At 42.0% G+C, this 15,895-nt stretch carries 16 protein-coding genes; 12 read left to right on the plus strand and 4 right to left on the minus strand.

From position 1 onward, the window contains the following. Nucleotides 1-33: 33 nt before the first annotated feature. The 4 genes from GPK90_RS08030 (at nt 34) to GPK90_RS08045 (ending at nt 4,300) form a co-directional block, all read left to right on the plus strand. On the plus strand, nt 34-2,346 hold the full coding sequence (locus GPK90_RS08030) for an NB-ARC domain-containing protein (protein ID WP_215702689.1): 2,313 nt from the start codon (nt 34-36) through the stop codon (nt 2,344-2,346). 469 nt (nt 2,347-2,815) lie between these two features. Further along, nucleotides 2,816-3,103, plus strand: a complete 288-nt coding sequence (locus GPK90_RS08035; protein ID WP_107000094.1) for a hypothetical protein — start codon at nt 2,816-2,818, stop codon at nt 3,101-3,103. 53 nt (nt 3,104-3,156) lie between these two features. Further along, nucleotides 3,157-4,086, plus strand: coding sequence for a CPBP family intramembrane glutamic endopeptidase (locus tag GPK90_RS08040; protein WP_117504970.1), 930 nt, complete (start codon nt 3,157-3,159; stop codon nt 4,084-4,086). 16 nt (nt 4,087-4,102) lie between these two features. Further along, a complete protein-coding gene (locus GPK90_RS08045; RefSeq protein ID WP_146143894.1) occupies nt 4,103-4,300 on the plus strand; it encodes a hypothetical protein in 198 nt (65 codons plus the stop codon). On the opposite strand, the gene GPK90_RS08050 is transcribed toward GPK90_RS08045, so the two are convergent. Together GPK90_RS08050 and GPK90_RS08055 are read right to left on the minus strand one after the other, a co-directional pair. Beyond that, the gene (locus GPK90_RS08050) at nt 4,276-4,731 is read right to left on the minus strand and encodes a transposase (protein WP_346011228.1); all 456 of its coding nucleotides are present in this window, start codon (nt 4,729-4,731) and stop codon (nt 4,276-4,278) included. The genes GPK90_RS08045 and GPK90_RS08050 overlap by 25 nt on opposite strands. Before the next feature lie 163 nt (nt 4,732-4,894). Then, the gene (locus tag GPK90_RS08055; protein ID WP_117566377.1) at nt 4,895-5,257 is read right to left on the minus strand and encodes a hypothetical protein; all 363 of its coding nucleotides are present in this window, start codon (nt 5,255-5,257) and stop codon (nt 4,895-4,897) included. A gap of 583 nt (nt 5,258-5,840) precedes the next feature. Between GPK90_RS08055 and GPK90_RS08060 the strand changes: the two genes are divergently transcribed. The 8 genes from GPK90_RS08060 (at nt 5,841) to mobQ (ending at nt 13,405) form a co-directional block, all read left to right on the plus strand. Continuing rightward, nucleotides 5,841-7,136 (plus strand): ATP-binding protein, encoded by a 1,296-nt coding sequence (locus tag GPK90_RS08060; RefSeq protein ID WP_107000090.1) that lies wholly within the window; start codon nt 5,841-5,843, stop codon nt 7,134-7,136. A gap of 99 nt (nt 7,137-7,235) precedes the next feature. Beyond that, nucleotides 7,236-7,868, plus strand: a complete 633-nt coding sequence (locus GPK90_RS08065; protein ID WP_107000089.1) for a helix-turn-helix domain-containing protein — start codon at nt 7,236-7,238, stop codon at nt 7,866-7,868. Nucleotides 7,869-8,098: 230 nt separating this feature from the next. Further along, nucleotides 8,099-9,016 (plus strand): ParM/StbA family protein, encoded by a 918-nt coding sequence (locus tag GPK90_RS08070; protein ID WP_107000088.1) that lies wholly within the window; start codon nt 8,099-8,101, stop codon nt 9,014-9,016. Nucleotides 9,017-9,018: 2 nt separating this feature from the next. After that, complete coding sequence (locus tag GPK90_RS08075) at nt 9,019-9,390, plus strand: adenylate cyclase (protein ID WP_117504976.1); 372 nt, start codon at nt 9,019-9,021, stop codon at nt 9,388-9,390. 36 nt (nt 9,391-9,426) lie between these two features. Next, the gene (locus tag GPK90_RS08080; RefSeq protein ID WP_107000086.1) at nt 9,427-10,146 is read left to right on the plus strand and encodes a replication initiator protein A; all 720 of its coding nucleotides are present in this window, start codon (nt 9,427-9,429) and stop codon (nt 10,144-10,146) included. Continuing rightward, nucleotides 10,143-10,991, plus strand: a complete 849-nt coding sequence (locus GPK90_RS08085) for an ATP-binding protein (RefSeq protein WP_107000085.1) — start codon at nt 10,143-10,145, stop codon at nt 10,989-10,991. Before GPK90_RS08080 ends, GPK90_RS08085 begins: the two co-directional genes overlap by 4 nt. A 142-nt stretch (nt 10,992-11,133) precedes the next feature. After that, on the plus strand, nt 11,134-11,352 hold the full coding sequence (locus GPK90_RS08090; protein ID WP_107000084.1) for a DUF3847 domain-containing protein: 219 nt from the start codon (nt 11,134-11,136) through the stop codon (nt 11,350-11,352). Nucleotides 11,353-11,698: 346 nt separating this feature from the next. Beyond that, nucleotides 11,699-13,405 (plus strand): MobQ family relaxase, encoded by a 1,707-nt coding sequence (gene mobQ / locus GPK90_RS08095; protein ID WP_117504978.1) that lies wholly within the window; start codon nt 11,699-11,701, stop codon nt 13,403-13,405. Nucleotides 13,406-13,629: 224 nt separating this feature from the next. Here mobQ and GPK90_RS19765 read toward each other — a convergent pair whose 3' ends face one another. Continuing rightward, nucleotides 13,630-13,809 carry an immunoglobulin-like domain-containing protein gene (locus tag GPK90_RS19765; RefSeq protein WP_416346971.1) on the minus strand — a complete coding sequence of 60 codons (180 nt, stop codon included), beginning with the start codon at nt 13,807-13,809 and terminating at the stop codon, nt 13,630-13,632. Between the two features lie 151 nt (nt 13,810-13,960). Continuing rightward, nucleotides 13,961-15,892, minus strand: a complete 1,932-nt coding sequence (locus GPK90_RS19015) for a M56 family metallopeptidase (protein WP_233430164.1) — start codon at nt 15,890-15,892, stop codon at nt 13,961-13,963. Nucleotides 15,893-15,895: the final 3 nt, after the last annotated feature.

Here is a 15,895-nt window from a genome sequence, read left to right on the forward strand (position 1 = left end):
TAAATTGACTACTTTTCGAAGGGAGGGCTGTTTATGGAAAGATGTGATTTCAGTTCAGTCATGACCATTGTTCGACGCTTTATCAGCGACGATTACGATACAAACCAAACTGCATTGTTAGAAGATGTTTTTAGCTCCTTGTTTACCCAAACAAAGGAAACGATTACATTTGATATGGCATTGGTCTGCCGCTGGTTCACCGGGCAGGCAAAAATCAGTCCGAAAATAACGCAGTTTTATTCCAGAGATGGCAATCGTGAAAAACTGGCAGCAGATTTGGAAAACAATGTACTGCTTTCAATGTATGATAGTTCTATGGCTGCACAGGAAGTATACCGACTGCTAATGCAGGATGATACCATTTCGGAACGAGTAAAAAAAGAATGCTCCCGGCACTATCCTTGTGATAGCCGAGAGGATGAAGCATCGTTTATAGCGGATGTTCTTTGCTTCGGCATGGAGCGTGAGTTTATCAAGCGTGACCCAAAGGTAAAGAATCTCCTTGCTGACGGAAAGCTTTCTCCAATTCTCAGTGATTTCATTGCTGATGAAGGAGCACCAAAGCCTTGCCGACATTTCTGCGGACGTGAAAAAGAACTGGAAATGCTTCACGAATTGTTATTGGAGCATGGAAAGGTATTTCTTCATGGCATCGCCGGTATCGGTAAGAGCGAACTGGCAAAAGCCTATGCAAAGCAGCACCGCAAGGAATACACCAATGTTCTGTATCTGACCTATACCGGTAATCTGATGCAGGATATAGCGGATATGGATTTTGCTGATGACCTTCCGGATGACAGCGAGCAGGAACGCTTCCGCAAACACAATCGCTTCCTGCGTACATTGAAAGAAGATACGCTGTTTATTGTAGATAATTTTAATACTACGGCTTCTCAGGACAGCACTCTTTCTGTTGTGATGAAATATCGCTGCCGTATGTTGTTCACGACCCGCTGCAGATTTGATAACTACGATTCCATGGAAGTAACCGAAATTGCAGGCAAGCAGGCGTTATTATCCATTGCCGGTTGCTTTTTCTCGGACGCAGAAAAATACCAGAGTGTATTGGAACAAATCATTGATACGGTTCACAGTCACACGTTGGCGGTAGAACTGGCAGCTCGACTGCTTGAAACGGGTATTCTGGAGCCGATGGATTTGCTGGAAAAGCTGAAAGAAGAAAAAACATCCTTGGATGCTGATGATAAAATCGGCATCACCAAGGACGGTCAGAGCCGCAAGGCAACTTACTATGACCATATCCATACATTGTTTTCCTTGTATCAGCTTGCCGGTGATGAACAGGATATTATGCGGAGCATGGCGTTTGTACCGACAACCGGTATCAGTTCCCGTGTGTTTGCAGGCTGGTTGATGCTTCGGAATATGAATACCATCAACGATCTGGTGGAAAAAGGATTCATACAGACAAAGTCCTGTCATTCGATTGCCTTGCATCCGATGATTCAGGAAGTAGCAATTACAGAAACCAAGCCTTCTGTCCGGAACTGCCACACCCTGCTCAACAGCTTGCAGGAACTTTGTCTACGGCATGGCGAAGAAGTTTCCTATTACAAACAGTTGTTCCAGACGGTCAATAATATCGTGACTTCGATTGAAAAAGACGATACTGCATCCTATCTCCGGTTTTTGGAAGATTCCTTTCCGTATATGCAGAAGTATGGCTATGAATCTGGAATGGAATTGATTTTGACAGAACTGGCTTCTATGCTGAAAGACAATACCATTGGTTCTGTTTCTGACCGTGCTTTGCTTCTGGACTTCCGTGCCGCTAATGAGAAGAAACCGGAAAAGGCAATCAAGCTGGAAAAAGAAGCTGTGACGCTGATCTCCGAAGTGACCGCAGAGAACGCCCTTCTTGCAGCGAATCTCCATGCAAACCTTGGCGGTCTGTATAAGCAGACCAGTAAGTTGGAACTGGCAAAGCAGCATATGGAAACGGGTATTCACTTGCTTGAGCAATACGGCTTGGCGCCTTATCATGACAGTATTCCGCAAATCACCAATTATGCGGTACTGCTGACGGATATGGGTGAGCCGTACCTCGGGTTATCTGCATTACAAAGGCTGTCTCGTGTCATCAAAGAATCTAACTCTGATGTGTCCGGTGATTATGCCGTTGTACAAGAAGCTATGGGCAATATCTGTCTGTCAATCGGCGATGTGCTGCAAGCTACCACACACTTTAAGAACGCTCTGGCTATCTATGAGGTGCTGTTTGATGCTGAACCGGAACTGATTGAAGAAAAGAAGCAGGACATATTAGAAACTTATACTCAGGCTGGGGTGCAATTAGGTAGACAGTGGTTGGATGCGAAAAATTGAATTTTGTGAGGTGTTGGCATGAGTGAATTCATGAAATTAGCGATTGTATTTATTTCAATGTTGGTTTTGTTTTATTTTTTATGGGTCAACGGATATATGATTTTGAACGCAAAACGAGCCTTATTATTTGTTGTTTCACTCAGAGGGAAAAATAAATGCGAAGTTTCTTTTTCATCTTGTAGCGGATATGTAAAAAAGGTAATAAAATTTAACGAAAGTCGTTAATATACTTTTAAGTTGGATGGCGATGTCTCAAAAGGAAGTATCCATGTTATTGTAGAAAATGAAAATAAAGAGACCATATTAGATTTGACACCAGAGATAAAAACCGGTATGTTGACTGTCGATGAAAAATGTAGATATTTTCTAATACTATAAATGAGCAAATTTGAAAAATTGCACAAAACTACGCTATAGATTTCATAAAAGTGCTAAAGTCATGACTTTCCTTTGCACATCGGAAAAGATAATGATACTTTTCCAACTGGATAAGGGAGCTATAGAAAATATTGATGAGCGATTAAAAGAAAGTTTGTCAATTTATTTAAAAAGAAAAGAAAAGTTACAATTCCTGAAAAAAGCATTGTATTTTGCACCTACATTAACTGAGACAAAACAACACATTTTGCTTTCAATATGCCACATGCTCTGTAACCGCTTAACTGGAAAGAGAAATTTAGAAGCAAAATATCTGCAACTAATCAGGATTGCTATTCGAACATTAAAGAAACGTGAAGAGTTTTTTAATAAGTTATAGTATAATTTTTGCTTAAAAGTTGCAAGGAGCAAATTAAAACCAGGAGGATAATTATGGGACATTTTTATATGGAGAATATATGCACGATGGACGAACAAAGGAAATGTGAATTAAAAATAATTGCCGGCAAAATAGGATGGATCTTATTGATTGCGTATTTGGGTTCGCTAATACTTATGCGAATAATGCCGATTTTTGCTGAAAATATGGCTTTTTATATATTTTGGGCTGGTATCGTATGGGTGGGAATGAAAAAATGGGGAAGGTTGTCTTTGCTGGATACATGTTATTCTAAAAACAAATATGAATTATCCGTATTGGAAAAAGGTTTATTAACGGCATTTGTAATATTTTTATCCCATGTTTTTTGTGCATTCTTTTTGTTTTTGTATGCAAAAGTATTTCAAGACATCGTAATGATGAATGATAAAAGTTTACACAGTGGTTTAGATATTTTCACAGGTGTAATACTGGGACCTCTGGTAGAGGAATGGATTTTTCGGGGAATTCTATGGTCTAAGCTGAAGTCTTATGGGGAGGGATTTGCAATTTTAGCAACAACTATACTGTTTGCTATAATGCATGGTCAGGGGTTATTATTAATATTTCTTTTGATTGGTTTTTTTTCAGGTGTTTTGGTCTGCCTCACAGGAAATTTATGGTATGCTATTACTTTTCATGTTATTCATAATCTGGGGATTTTCTTGTGGGAAAATAAATTGTTTTCCTTTTCAATGAATATGGTTTTAACCATGTTATTAAATGCAGGACTCTTTTTAATGCTTTTAATCCTGCTATTGCTCTGTAGTAAGAAGAATATACTTTTACATTTGTATTATTGTAAAAAGAAATTATTAGAAAAAATTATTTCTGAAAAAAGTAGATTAGTAGTTTTTTTTAATACAGCTGGAATTATGTCATTTGTTTTTTATTTTGGAGTTTCATGGCTGATATCGTTGGTTTCTTTTGGACTAAATTTATAAAGGTAGGTGTTATTTCATGAAAGGTAGTGAGTCGCAGAAATGGTCTGTCAACTTTATTGATGGCTATTTTGAGTATATTTTGAGTTTATATAAAAAAGAGGAATCATCACCCAAATGCTATATGGATTTGCTTATTATTATTTCGGATGCAATAGATTATCTAAAGGATCCTGTTTGGGAAGAAGTTGGTTATTCTATATGTAAAAAAATATAGGTTCCTTTGCAAGTGCAACACATATAATGGACAAATGACATCATCAGCCAGTATCTCTGGATTCCTTTTTGGGAACGCAGCTGATATTTATCCAGACCAAGCTTTTTCTTGCTTTGTCGGAAAAACAGTTCAATTTGCCAGCGTTGGGTATAAAGTCTCAGGATTTCCTGCGTGGATAATGCTGCATTCGTTGAAACAAAGATCCGCAGTGCTTTTGGAATCCCAAAACATGGTGTTGGATAGCTCAGTAGAACCACTGTATTGGGAACATCATTCAGATTCCCTTCATACCGATATACGTAAAACTGCCTTTTATCAACGGTCACAAGGCTGATGTTTGGATCTGTTTTCCGCAAGTGAAGGGCAAATGCACTGGCTTTCTGACGGATTCCGCAAGGATAGAGGATTCGGTTGGTTTTTAAAGCCCCTATGGTGTAGAATCCTTTTTAGCAAAGCAATCCATGACTTTGGCTGAAGTATACCAGCTGTCACAAAGGAAGTAGGAAACTATCGGTGCAATAGGAAGTTCTGCAGCAATATCCTGTATGATCTGGATCTTTGATTTTGTTTTATCATACAGAATAACGGCATAATTCAGAGTGATTCCATTGCAGAAAGCATGACGGACACGATCTGGTGCCCATAATCCTGTCTGCCTTTCAGATGAGATTGATGAAAATACGCAGCTTCGATTGGATGCAAAGCCTGTGACGAAAGCTTTGTATGGGAAGCAATCGTATCATCCACAATGCAAAAGATAGGCTGACCGGAAATAGTCGCCTCCCGGTAGATCAAATATGCAACGCTGTTTCTTAGGGCATCCTGAAAAAGGAAATCATTCCACTTTCCCTGATTCAGGAAGTGAGCCACAATCGTTCTATGATGTTGGCTGGTCAAGGCGAAATCCGTTGTTTTGCCACGGTATCCACGCAAAAAGGTAGAAAGAATGATAGCCATAAAATGCTGCAGGTAAATATCGGATAAAAAACAGTTGAGGTTGAGAACTTTAAAGTAATTGTAAATCTTATTGGAATGATGTATAATGTTTGCAATAGGCACCCCCTTGTTTGAATGAGTAGGTTGTTGGTCGCACTTCAATTATACATCATTCAGCAGAGGGTGTCTTTCTTTTGTGCAAAATTTAGGATTTACTCATTTATAGATCTAATACTTAAATTTGAAAAAGCAGATGGCAAGATTAAGTTACAATGGGATTAGTGGGTATATAGTTTATAAAATCATCATTTTTCAAATCGCAGTCTGTCGTAGCCTCAAATTAAATAAAGAACTGCCTTGGGCAGCCATGTACTTAACGGTGTGTGGCTGCTTTTCCTTTGTTGAAACAGAATAAAACAATGAGAGAATACAGGGATAATATCCTGATTGAAGCATATAATAGGCTTTAGAACGGAAAACTGTGTTAAGTTGCAAAAATCTTTCCTAAAACCGGTTATACATATTGATTTGAAGGTTGCGATATGGTAATATAGAACAGAAAACTGTATTAAGTTGCAAAAATCTTTCCTAAGGAGGTTATCGTATGGAGATTCGCAGAGATTTTTACTTAGACAAATTGATTAGAAGAAAGAACAATGGATTGATTAAGGTAATTACAGGTATTCGCAGATGTGGAAAGTCCTATCTGCTGAATAATATTTTCTATAATCACTTGTTAGAGTCCGGTGTCCCTGCTGACCATATTATTCGTTTTGCGTTTGATTCCGCAGATGACCTGTATTTGATTGGAGAAAGCCTTATCAAAATTGAAAAAGAAAAACGTGGAGTTGATCCGGAGAAATTTATGGCATATATCCGTTCCCAAGTTACCACGGATGGAATGTATTATCTGCTTTTGGATGAAGTTCAGCTGATGGACTGCTTTGAATCTGTATTGAATGGTTATCTTCGCAAAGATAATATGGATGTATTCGTAACCGGAAGTAATGCAAAATTCCTGTCCAAAGATATTGTTACGGAGTTTGCCGGACGTGGAGATGAAGTCCATATGTATCCACTGAGTTTTTCGGAATTTATGTCGGTTTTCAAAGGCGACAAGTATATGGGATTGTCTGAATATATGCTTTACGGAGGCATCCCGCTGGTCGTTCTTCGTGAAAGTAGCAGCGATAAGGCGGCAGCATTGCAAAACCTGTTTAGCGAAATTTATATTCGAGATATTTTCAAACGTAACCGGATTAAAAATATTGGAGAACTGGAAGACCTGCTGAATATCCTTTCCTCTGCTATTGGTTCTCTGACCAATCCTGAGAAGTTAAAGAATACCTTTAAGACTGTAAAAAAATCTAAAATCACTTCAAAAACGATCAAGAAATATCTGGATTGTTTTGAGGATTCTTTCCTGATTGAATCAGCACAGAGATATGACATCAAGGGTAAGGCATATATTGAAACTCCAAAGAAATACTATTTCTCTGATCTTGGGCTTCGCAACGCAAGGATTAACTTCCGTCAGTTTGAGCAGACACATTCCATGGAAAATGTGATTTATAACGAACTGCGTATGCGTGGATACAGCGTGGACGTTGGTGTTGTTATTATTGCGGAAAAAGACCAAGAAGGAAAGGTAACCCGTAAACAGCTGGAAGTTGATTTTGTATGCAATCTCGGTTCTTCCAGATATTATATCCAGTCAGCTTATTCATTACCTGATGAAGCGAAACGTACTCAGGAAATCAGACCGTTTAGAAAGATAGACGATTCTTTCAAGAAGATTGTTATTACAAAAGATATTGTACAGCCGTACTATGATAACTATGGTATTTTGACCGTGAATATCTATGATTTCCTTCTTGACCCGCAAATTCTTGAAAAATAGTACAATGTAAACTCTTGTTGCGGATATGCAAAGTCGGTGTGGTGGTGAATTATAGTGATTTTAAGTACAATGAAGTCACCAAGCAAAGGAGGATTTCATATGAAACTATCTGATAAAATTGTAGGACTGAGAAAGTCCAATGGAATGTCTCAGGAGGATTTGGCTGAAAAACTGGATGTATCAAGACAAGCTATTTCTCGTTGGGAATCAGGAGCTGCGATGCCTGATGCAAATAACATTCTTCAACTTAGCAAGCTGTTTGATGTTACAACAGATTACTTACTGAACGATGATTACCAAAGTGATAATGACTTGCCGAAGATAAAAGAAGTTCAAAACGATAATCTCGGTCAGATTATGATCTATCTGGTGACACTTGAAGTGATGATACTTTTGATGCAGTTTATGACAATGTTCATTCTTCAAAATGTGTTTTTTGCATTTCTAAGTTTCCTGCCGTTTGTTGCAGCCATTGGCGGGTTTGAATATGCGTATCAGAAGAAAGTATCCAGTGCAACAGAAAAAACAAAGAACTTCCGTAGAAAGTTTTACAAAATTTCTGCTTGGTTGGGACTTTATTTCCCGATTAGATTTATCGTAAGTGTTGCGGCAGGATTCTACCCTCGTCCGTATAATACTTTGGTATTAGAGGCTATTATTTTAGTAATCTATATTGCAGTAGCAACTTGTGTTAATCTTTCAATAGACAAAAGTTATTTGCCAAAAGAATAAAAGGAAAAATGATTTTGTATAGCAGTCATGCACTACGGTGTGTGGCTGCTTCTTTTTTTGCTCAATTTCCACTCAATCCACGCTCAATGTGCTTTTGCCCTCTTTCCAGTAGAATGAAATTGCAATGAAAACAGCACCAAATTCAAAAATCCGGTGCCACTTCAAAGCAAACCTACTGAAAAGAGGGCATTTTTTATGACTATCAAATTTTTTGAGGAGGAATTAAGCAAATGAAAGAACTGAAAAGCATCAAAATTATCGCCGTAGATCATGGCTACGGCAACATCAAAACAGCAAACACCGTCACCCCTACCGGCATTACTGCCTATGACACAGAACCGATTTTCTCCGGTAACATTCTGGAATACAACGGCACCTATTACCGCATCGGAGAGGGACACAAGGAATTTATTCCGGACAAAGCCATGGATGAGGACTATTATCTTTTGACTCTGATGGCAGTTGCCAGAGAGCTGAATGCGTATGGCATCCGTGAAGCAGATGTTCATCTGGCTGCCGGTCTGCCGCTGACCTGGGTTCGCAAACAGCGTGAAGATTTCCGAACTTACCTGCTCCGCAATGAATATGTATCTTTCCATTTCAATGGTAAGGAGTACAAGCTCCATTTTGTCGGATGCAGTTTGTTCCCTCAAGGTTATCCCGCTATTGTCAGCAGATTGGGCGATTTCAAGGGAACCAATCTCCTTGCAGACATCGGAAACGGCACCATGAACATTCTCTATATCAACAATAAAAAGGCGGTGGAGAGCCGTTGTTGGACAGAGAAGTTTGGTGTGAACCAGTGTATGATCGCTGCTAAAAATGCCGTGCTGGACAGCTTTGGTGTCAAAATCGAAGAAGTCACCATTGAGCAGGTGCTTCGCTATGGAACAGCGGACATCGGCAAGCCTTATCTGGACTGTATCACTGCCATTGCGAAAAGGTATGTAGCGGATATTTTCGCCACACTCCGCCGCTATGAATACAATCCGGAACTGATGCGACTGTATATTGTTGGCGGTGGTGGCTGTCTGGTCAGAAACTTCGGGCAGTACGATGAAACCCGTGTAACCATTCTGGATGATATTTGTGCGACTGCTAAGGGATATGAATATCTCGCCCATGCCAGCCTTCGCAGGAAGGAGTAAGCATGAGTGAGAATATCCGCAGCACAAATCTTCGTTTCAATCTGGACAAGGATGTGCAGAACCGGGCGTGGCAGTATCTGCAAACGATGGATAAAAAGAAATTCAAATCCTACAGCCAGATTATCGCCATTTCTCTGGTGGACTACTTTGACCGTTACTACAAGAAGCAAGATGAGCCGTATCTGGAAACCAGAGAGCGTGAGGAACGCTTCGTGGAGCAGATTGTAACAGCGGTGGAAAATGCCATGAACAGGACCCTACCGGTATATTTGGCAGGCTGTATGGTTGGTATTGCTCAGATTACACCGCAGGTAGCTGTTGCAGCATCCGAACCGGAAGATGCAGACCTTGACTGGGATTTTCTTGGGGAATAACCGGTATCTATTCTGACAACGGAAGGAGGTGAACGCATGACACAGTTTCTAATAAAGGATACCCTGATACCGCCGTATATGGCATTTCCACGATTTTTACTGGATATGGAGCAGCTGAGTGAAACCGCAAAAATACTGTATGTACTTTTGTTGGATAGAGCAAGACTTTCACAGAAAAACGAAGGCTGGGTAGATGAGCGTGGGCGTGCGTTCATATTCTTTCCAATCAAGGATTTGGCAGAAACCATGCACAAAAGCGAAATGTCTGTTAAGACCGCTCTGGCAGTTCTGGAAAAAACGGATTTGATTTTCCGCAAGCGTCAGGGACCGGGATTGCCAAACAAAATCTATGTAAAAGTCCCACCGGAATATCTGGTGCAGACGGACAGAAATCTTTCCCTGATACAGACAGAAACCTATCCGTCTGACGGACAGGAAACTGTCTCTGTAAGGGAAAGAAAAGTGTCCGGAAGTAATAATGAAAAGAACAATAACAAGATAAAGAAACAAGGGAGTAAGGCTGACCGCACCGCTTACGGAAAATATCAAAATGTTTTCCTGAATGAAAAGGAGCTGGCACAGCTTCAAAAGGAAATACCATTATACCGGGAATATATCGAAAAGCTGTCTGGCTATATACGTTCCAGCGGGAAGCGGTATCAAGACCACGCTGCTACGATTCACAGCTGGTATACGCAGGATCACCCGGCTCCCGTAAGACGCAGCTATGAATGTAAGGAGGATGAAAGCCTATGAACCAAATCACTGGCACCATTCAGAATATCTTTTCTGACCGCCCTTTGCAGGAAGATGAATACCGCAATGAATCAGACAACCTCATCCACTGCGCCAAATGTAAAACACCCAGGCAGCACCATGTGGTTGTTCTTGGAAAGGAAATGGTGGTTCCCATTCGCTGCCGCTGTCAGCAGGAAGTCCAGGATAAAGAGGAAGCGGAGAGAAAGCACCGTGAATTTCTGGATCAGGTGTCCCGTCTGAAAGCCAACGGCTTACAGGACAAGTCCCTGCGGGAATACACCTTTGCCAATGATAAGGGTTACAACCCGGAAATGCAGAAAGCCCATGACTATGTTGTCCATTGGAGCGAAATGAAGGCAAAATCCATCGGCTTGCTTCTCTGGGGCGATGTGGGAACCGGAAAATCCTTTTTTGCCGGATGTATCGCCAACGCTCTGCTGGAGCAGGGTGTTCCGGTGCTGATGACCAATTTCTCCCGGATTCTCAACGCCCTGTCCGGGCTGTATTCCGAGGAGAAGAACCAATATATCGACAGCCTGAACCAGTACAGTCTGCTGATTATTGATGACCTGGGAATTGAGCGCAGTACGGAGTTTGCCTTGGAACAGGTATTCAATGTCATTGATAGCCGATATCGCAGCAAATTGCCACTGATTGTGACAACTAATATGACCTTGGAGGAACTGAAAAATCCGCAGGATCTGACTCGCTCCCGTATCTATGACCGAGTATTGGAACGGTGTGTGCCGCTGAGAATCAACAATCAGAATATCCGGCAGAGAAATGCCGCTGAAAGCATGAAAGAAGCACGGAAAATACTGGAAAGCGGTACTGGAACGTAAGACCGGCGGTGCCGGATTGTCTCCTAATCAGCGGTGCATTGATAATTCCGCTCATGCAGCAACAATCCCGGCACCATTCTTTTCTAAAACAAGTACCAAATAAAAATCAGTTAGACCGGATATGGTCAGAAAGGACGTAAATATGACCGAGGATGAAAAGAAATTATTGCAGGCGAAACACAGACAGGAAGCGGTTGAAGCCAGAAACCGTCAGAAAGAGAGAAAACAGCGCACAAGAAGATTGATTCAGCAGGGAGCTATTCTGGAAAACGTATTCCCGGAAGCACAGATAATGGACTTGGATAATCTAAAAATGGAGCTGGAAAGACGATTAAGTGCAGAAGTTACGGAAAAACATTGAGGTACGAAAGTATCTCTATTCCCGAAGGGCGCACTTACTCACCACCCGATAACATCGGGCGGTGGTATCCCCTTCGGGGCCGTGCGCTCTGCGAGGCGGATGCGGCTCCTGCGGGAGCCTTATGGACAATGCCACAATCCTGCGAGCTTGCTGTCATTGTCCACGCAGCTGGTGGTCGGTGTTACCACCTATAAAAAATACCGTCGCTTTAACCGACGGTATTCCACCAACTGTCTGCAAAAACCTGCCACCGGCAGCTTTGTTGCAGAGATGGGCATTGTTGCCAAGCCCCATTTGCTTTTTCTAAAAAGCAACAAAAACAAAAGCGAAAGGACGGTGATGAAGAATGGCAATCTATCATCTGGAAGCAAAGGTCATCAGCCGTGGAGCCGGGCGCTCCGCTGTGGCGGCTTCCGCATATCTGAGCTGTTCACAGATATACAACGACTACGATGGGATTCAGCATGATTACACCAGAAAACGAGGGCTTGTCTGGCAGGAAGTATTTCTTCCGCCAATCGCTCCGGCTGCGTGGAGTGACCGAAGCATTCTGTGGAATGCGGTGGAGGAAAACGAAAAGACCAAGGACAGCCGCCTTGCCCGTGAATTTGTGGTAGCACTTCCCATAGAACTGGGAAAGACAGACTGGCAGAGCCTTCTCACAGAATTTATTCAGGACAATTTTGTGGCCGAGGGAATGTGTGCGGATGTTGCAATCCATGACCCATATCCGCCCGGACACAATCCACACGCCCACATTATGCTGACGATTCGCCCCTTACAGGAAAACGGTAAATGGCAGCATAAAACCGAAAAAGAATATCTGTGCGTGAGGGATGGCGCAGAATGGGGATTTACCTCTGCTGAATATAAGATCGCACAGGCGGAGGGCTGGGAGAAACAGTATCAATATCTGGTTGGCGAGCGAAAGGTGTATATGGCACCTTCAGAAGCTGAGAAGCAAGGTTATGAACGAGCCAACAAGTATCCCAAAAGTACAAAGTATGGCAGACAGAATCCAATTTCTCAGCGTTGGAACAGCGATGAACAGCTACTCATCTGGCGGGAAAAATGGGCAACCGTTACCAATCGGCATTTGGCACAGTATCCGGAGATAGATGCCCGGATCGATCACCGCAGTCACGCCGCACGGGGATTGGATGAACTGCCAACCATCCACGAGGGCTATCACGCACGAAAGCTGGAAGCGATGGGTATCGTTTCTGACCGCTGCGAAATTAATCGCCAGATCAAGGCGGACAACGCCCTTCTCCGGGAGCTGAAAGCGAAGGTCAAAAAGCTGGCTGCTGCAGTAAAAACTTCGATTCCGGAGCTGGCAAATGCACTGGAATCCCTGCGTGAGAATATGATTGTTCTTATGTACCGCATCAGCCATATCCGTATCAGCAAGCAGAAAATCTCTGACTATGTGGATGCTGTAAAACCGGTCGTGGAACGATATACGGAAATCAAACAGGAAATCAAAGAGAAAAACACAGAGCGAAAGCAGCTCCGTGCAGAACAGGATTCTCTACCCTTTATTCATGTGATAAAGCATCAGAAATTGTCGGAGCAGGTTGCTACGCTGACTGAGGATTTGGAGGAATTGAAATCCGAAAAGTCCATGCTTCTGAACAGTATGGAATGTGCGGATGATGCAGCCTTCTCCAAATTCAAAAAGGAAGTCAAGAATCTTGATACACAGATGGACGCACTGGAACAGGCAGAAAATAAATTCACTGCCGAACTGGACAGAACACTGGAGAGATACAGGGATTTGGAAAAAACCGTTGCCGATGTGGATGCAGGCGAATTGACCGACACCAGAATGGAGCTTCGCACTGGCAAAGAGCAATCCGCAGCCAGTCAGCTTCAAAAAATCTACGGCGTTAAATATGATTATGATATGATGCGTCAGAGCAAGCTGGAAGTGAAGAAAATGCTTGGGGAAGTTACCAGAAAGCCTTCTATTACTCAAATGCTTCAGCGCAAAGAACCAGAATCACAGATGCAAAAACCTCCCAAAAGAAAGCAAAAAGATTACGAGCGATGATAACAAAATCCACCATTACCACTCCGATTTTGGAATGGTAGTGGTGGATTGCTGCTCTACAATATATCTGAGCCAGTGAAAAATATACTGTCCTTCCTGTGTACATATCGTACTACACAGTATTTTCAACAGAAAAAATACCATCGCTGCTACTTTGGAAGTATCTGCGATGGTATTCCTTTACTAAGGATGCAATAATTATATTTGACATTGTACTTGGACAGTTATCGAATTTCAAATTCTACTGCCAGATAATGAGTATGGATTTCATCTTCTATCGTTTCATATATTTTCTTTATGATGCGATATTTACCGTCTGACAAGTCGCCATACCACGTTTTCCAATTCGTAGAAAAAGCCGTAATTTCTCCCGCTGGAATCTGGTATAGAGTATCTGTCCACAATCCATCCGTCAGCTGATCCAGCCTGTGTCATTCACCGTTTTCCCACTTCTGAATATCATACCATTCCCAGGTTTTCAGTCCTTTTCCACTTTGATTTGAAATTTCAATATCGCCTTCCCGGGATTTATACTTTTCCATCATCATAGTCACGTTAGGCAAGGTATTCATCGCTATATGCCTTTTTTCCAGTAACTGTTTTCTGTTCTCCGGTATTGCCGTTGGTTACAGCAATGCTGGCAATCTTAGAAGCATCCACCATTGAAACTCCTGCCACTACTGATGTAGTTTCTCCCGACTCAGCTCCGTTTGATCCGTTAACATCTCCATCAGCAACAGGAAATTGAATATCCTGTCGCACTTCTTCAGTAGCAAAGATGCACCATTTACCATCCATGTAGATTTCAATGGTTCCTTCGGCAGCACCGTACTGATATGCGTATCCCTCGCCAAAATTCGATTGATCATTTACGGTAGGCTTGGTGTTCCCGTGAACAGAGGATGTGATCTTGCCATTCATCACATCGTGGTGAGCATCTGTATTTTCAAATCCTGTGTACAGATAGAGTGTGTCATTCACCATAACCATCGGAATCACAGCACCACTATCTGCTGAGTGAGAAGTATGTTCCGAATTTTCATTGCCCAAGTTGGTACTATCAAATGAAGCACGAATCACGATTGCATAATCTACATTTTCCAATCTTTCAGGTTCATTGACAAGCACTTCGGGACTAAATACCCTCACTCCATTTCCCACATCAAATACCATAGCTGCCAAAATTTTTTCCGCCTCGGATTGGATTAGAATAGGTTTATTCAACTCATAACCGTTGCAGCTCCATCCGAGGATGGAATAATTCTCAGGGAATGCAAAATATGTGATGAAGGAACCACCATGTTCGTTGGTATCGACTTGAATATCAACACCTACTGAATGACCGTTTTCACGACGAACATCCAATAAGATGTTTATCTCATCGACTTCACTCGTTAATACGGCAGGCGTAGATTTTGTGCAAGTGCCATTACTCCACTGCTCGGCATAAACAGTGCCGCTCATTACACTTTGACCAAAGGTAGTATCATAGGTAAAAGTATTACCATTTCCGGGTGTAGACTGTTCAACAAGTGTTATAGAATCACCAATCGTTTTGGGATTTGTCAGGAAACAAACCGCCGTAACGATAGCAGCAATTATTGCTACGACAACAATCCAGAACGCAGGCTTTTTATAATTCAACACACGCTTCACCCTTTCTTTTACGCCAACCTCGCCAAAGGCAAGCGGGCAAACCAAAATCGTTCTTCTATTTACGCTACAAGAGAGTAATGTTTCGGAATAGGAAATAGACTCGCTCTGATTTAATTCTCGAATGACTTTCTCGTCGCAAGCCAACTCAATATCTCTGCAAAGTAAAATATACGCAATCCATACAAGCGGATTGAACCAATGGATTGCTAAAACCAGATACCCCAGCGGCTTCCACCAGTGGTCACAGCGTTTTAAATGAGCGTTCTCATGGGCGATGATATGGGGAAGCTGCACTTCATCCGTTCCGGACGGAATGTAGATTTTTGGCTTAAAGCAGCCTAGGATAAATGGTGTTTGGATATCATCGCAAATCCAAATGTTGTCCCGCACATTTAACGATGGACGAACCTTGTTGTGGATTTTTCGGTAGCTCACAAGAGCAAATACAGCAAAAGTGAAAATGCCAACTATCCATGCAACACTGAGAATCGTTGTTATGTTAGCTCCGTTGTTTGCAGGAACCGTCACACCTTCAAAGTAGCGGTCGCCAAGGTAATCATTGATTTGTGTATCTACGATATTGAAACCTGTATTCACATCAAAGGATGGTCCGGAAACGACCTCATTCGGAAAAACCTCTGCGCTTGGCACCATGCTCAAATTGCTTTCGATGGTAATCGGGCATAAGAGTCGAATTGCAACAGCACCCCAAAGCAGAACATTGATCCACTTAGGTGCCTCTCTCAAAACTACACGCAAAAGTACGACCGCAAGGATCAGCCAAGATGCGGCGATACTCATATTTACAATTTTCAAAAAGAGTGAACTCATAGA

This window comes from Clostridium sp. MCC344 (assembly GCF_018785365.1).
Lineage (GTDB): Bacteria > Bacillota > Clostridia > Lachnospirales > Lachnospiraceae > Pilosibacter.

Coding starts and splice junctions, on each gene's coding strand:
- GPK90_RS08070 (WP_107000088.1), top strand. CDS start 8,099: ATGAAAGAACTGAAAAGCATCAAAATTATCGCCGTAGATCATGGCTAC.
- GPK90_RS08055 (WP_117566377.1), bottom strand. CDS start 5,257: ATGGCTATCATTCTTTCTACCTTTTTGCGTGGATACCGTGGCAAAACA.
- GPK90_RS08045 (WP_146143894.1), top strand. CDS start 4,103: ATGAAAGGTAGTGAGTCGCAGAAATGGTCTGTCAACTTTATTGATGGC.
- GPK90_RS08060 (WP_107000090.1), top strand. CDS start 5,841: ATGGAGATTCGCAGAGATTTTTACTTAGACAAATTGATTAGAAGAAAG.
- GPK90_RS08075 (WP_117504976.1), top strand. CDS start 9,019: ATGAGTGAGAATATCCGCAGCACAAATCTTCGTTTCAATCTGGACAAG.
- mobQ (WP_117504978.1), top strand. CDS start 11,699: ATGGCAATCTATCATCTGGAAGCAAAGGTCATCAGCCGTGGAGCCGGG.
- GPK90_RS08040 (WP_117504970.1), top strand. CDS start 3,157: ATGGGACATTTTTATATGGAGAATATATGCACGATGGACGAACAAAGG.
- GPK90_RS08090 (WP_107000084.1), top strand. CDS start 11,134: ATGACCGAGGATGAAAAGAAATTATTGCAGGCGAAACACAGACAGGAA.
- GPK90_RS08030 (WP_215702689.1), top strand. CDS start 34: ATGGAAAGATGTGATTTCAGTTCAGTCATGACCATTGTTCGACGCTTT.
- GPK90_RS19015 (WP_233430164.1), bottom strand. CDS start 15,892: ATGAGTTCACTCTTTTTGAAAATTGTAAATATGAGTATCGCCGCATCT.
- GPK90_RS08080 (WP_107000086.1), top strand. CDS start 9,427: ATGACACAGTTTCTAATAAAGGATACCCTGATACCGCCGTATATGGCA.
- GPK90_RS08035 (WP_107000094.1), top strand. CDS start 2,816: ATGATACTTTTCCAACTGGATAAGGGAGCTATAGAAAATATTGATGAG.
- GPK90_RS08085 (WP_107000085.1), top strand. CDS start 10,143: ATGAACCAAATCACTGGCACCATTCAGAATATCTTTTCTGACCGCCCT.
- GPK90_RS08065 (WP_107000089.1), top strand. CDS start 7,236: ATGAAACTATCTGATAAAATTGTAGGACTGAGAAAGTCCAATGGAATG.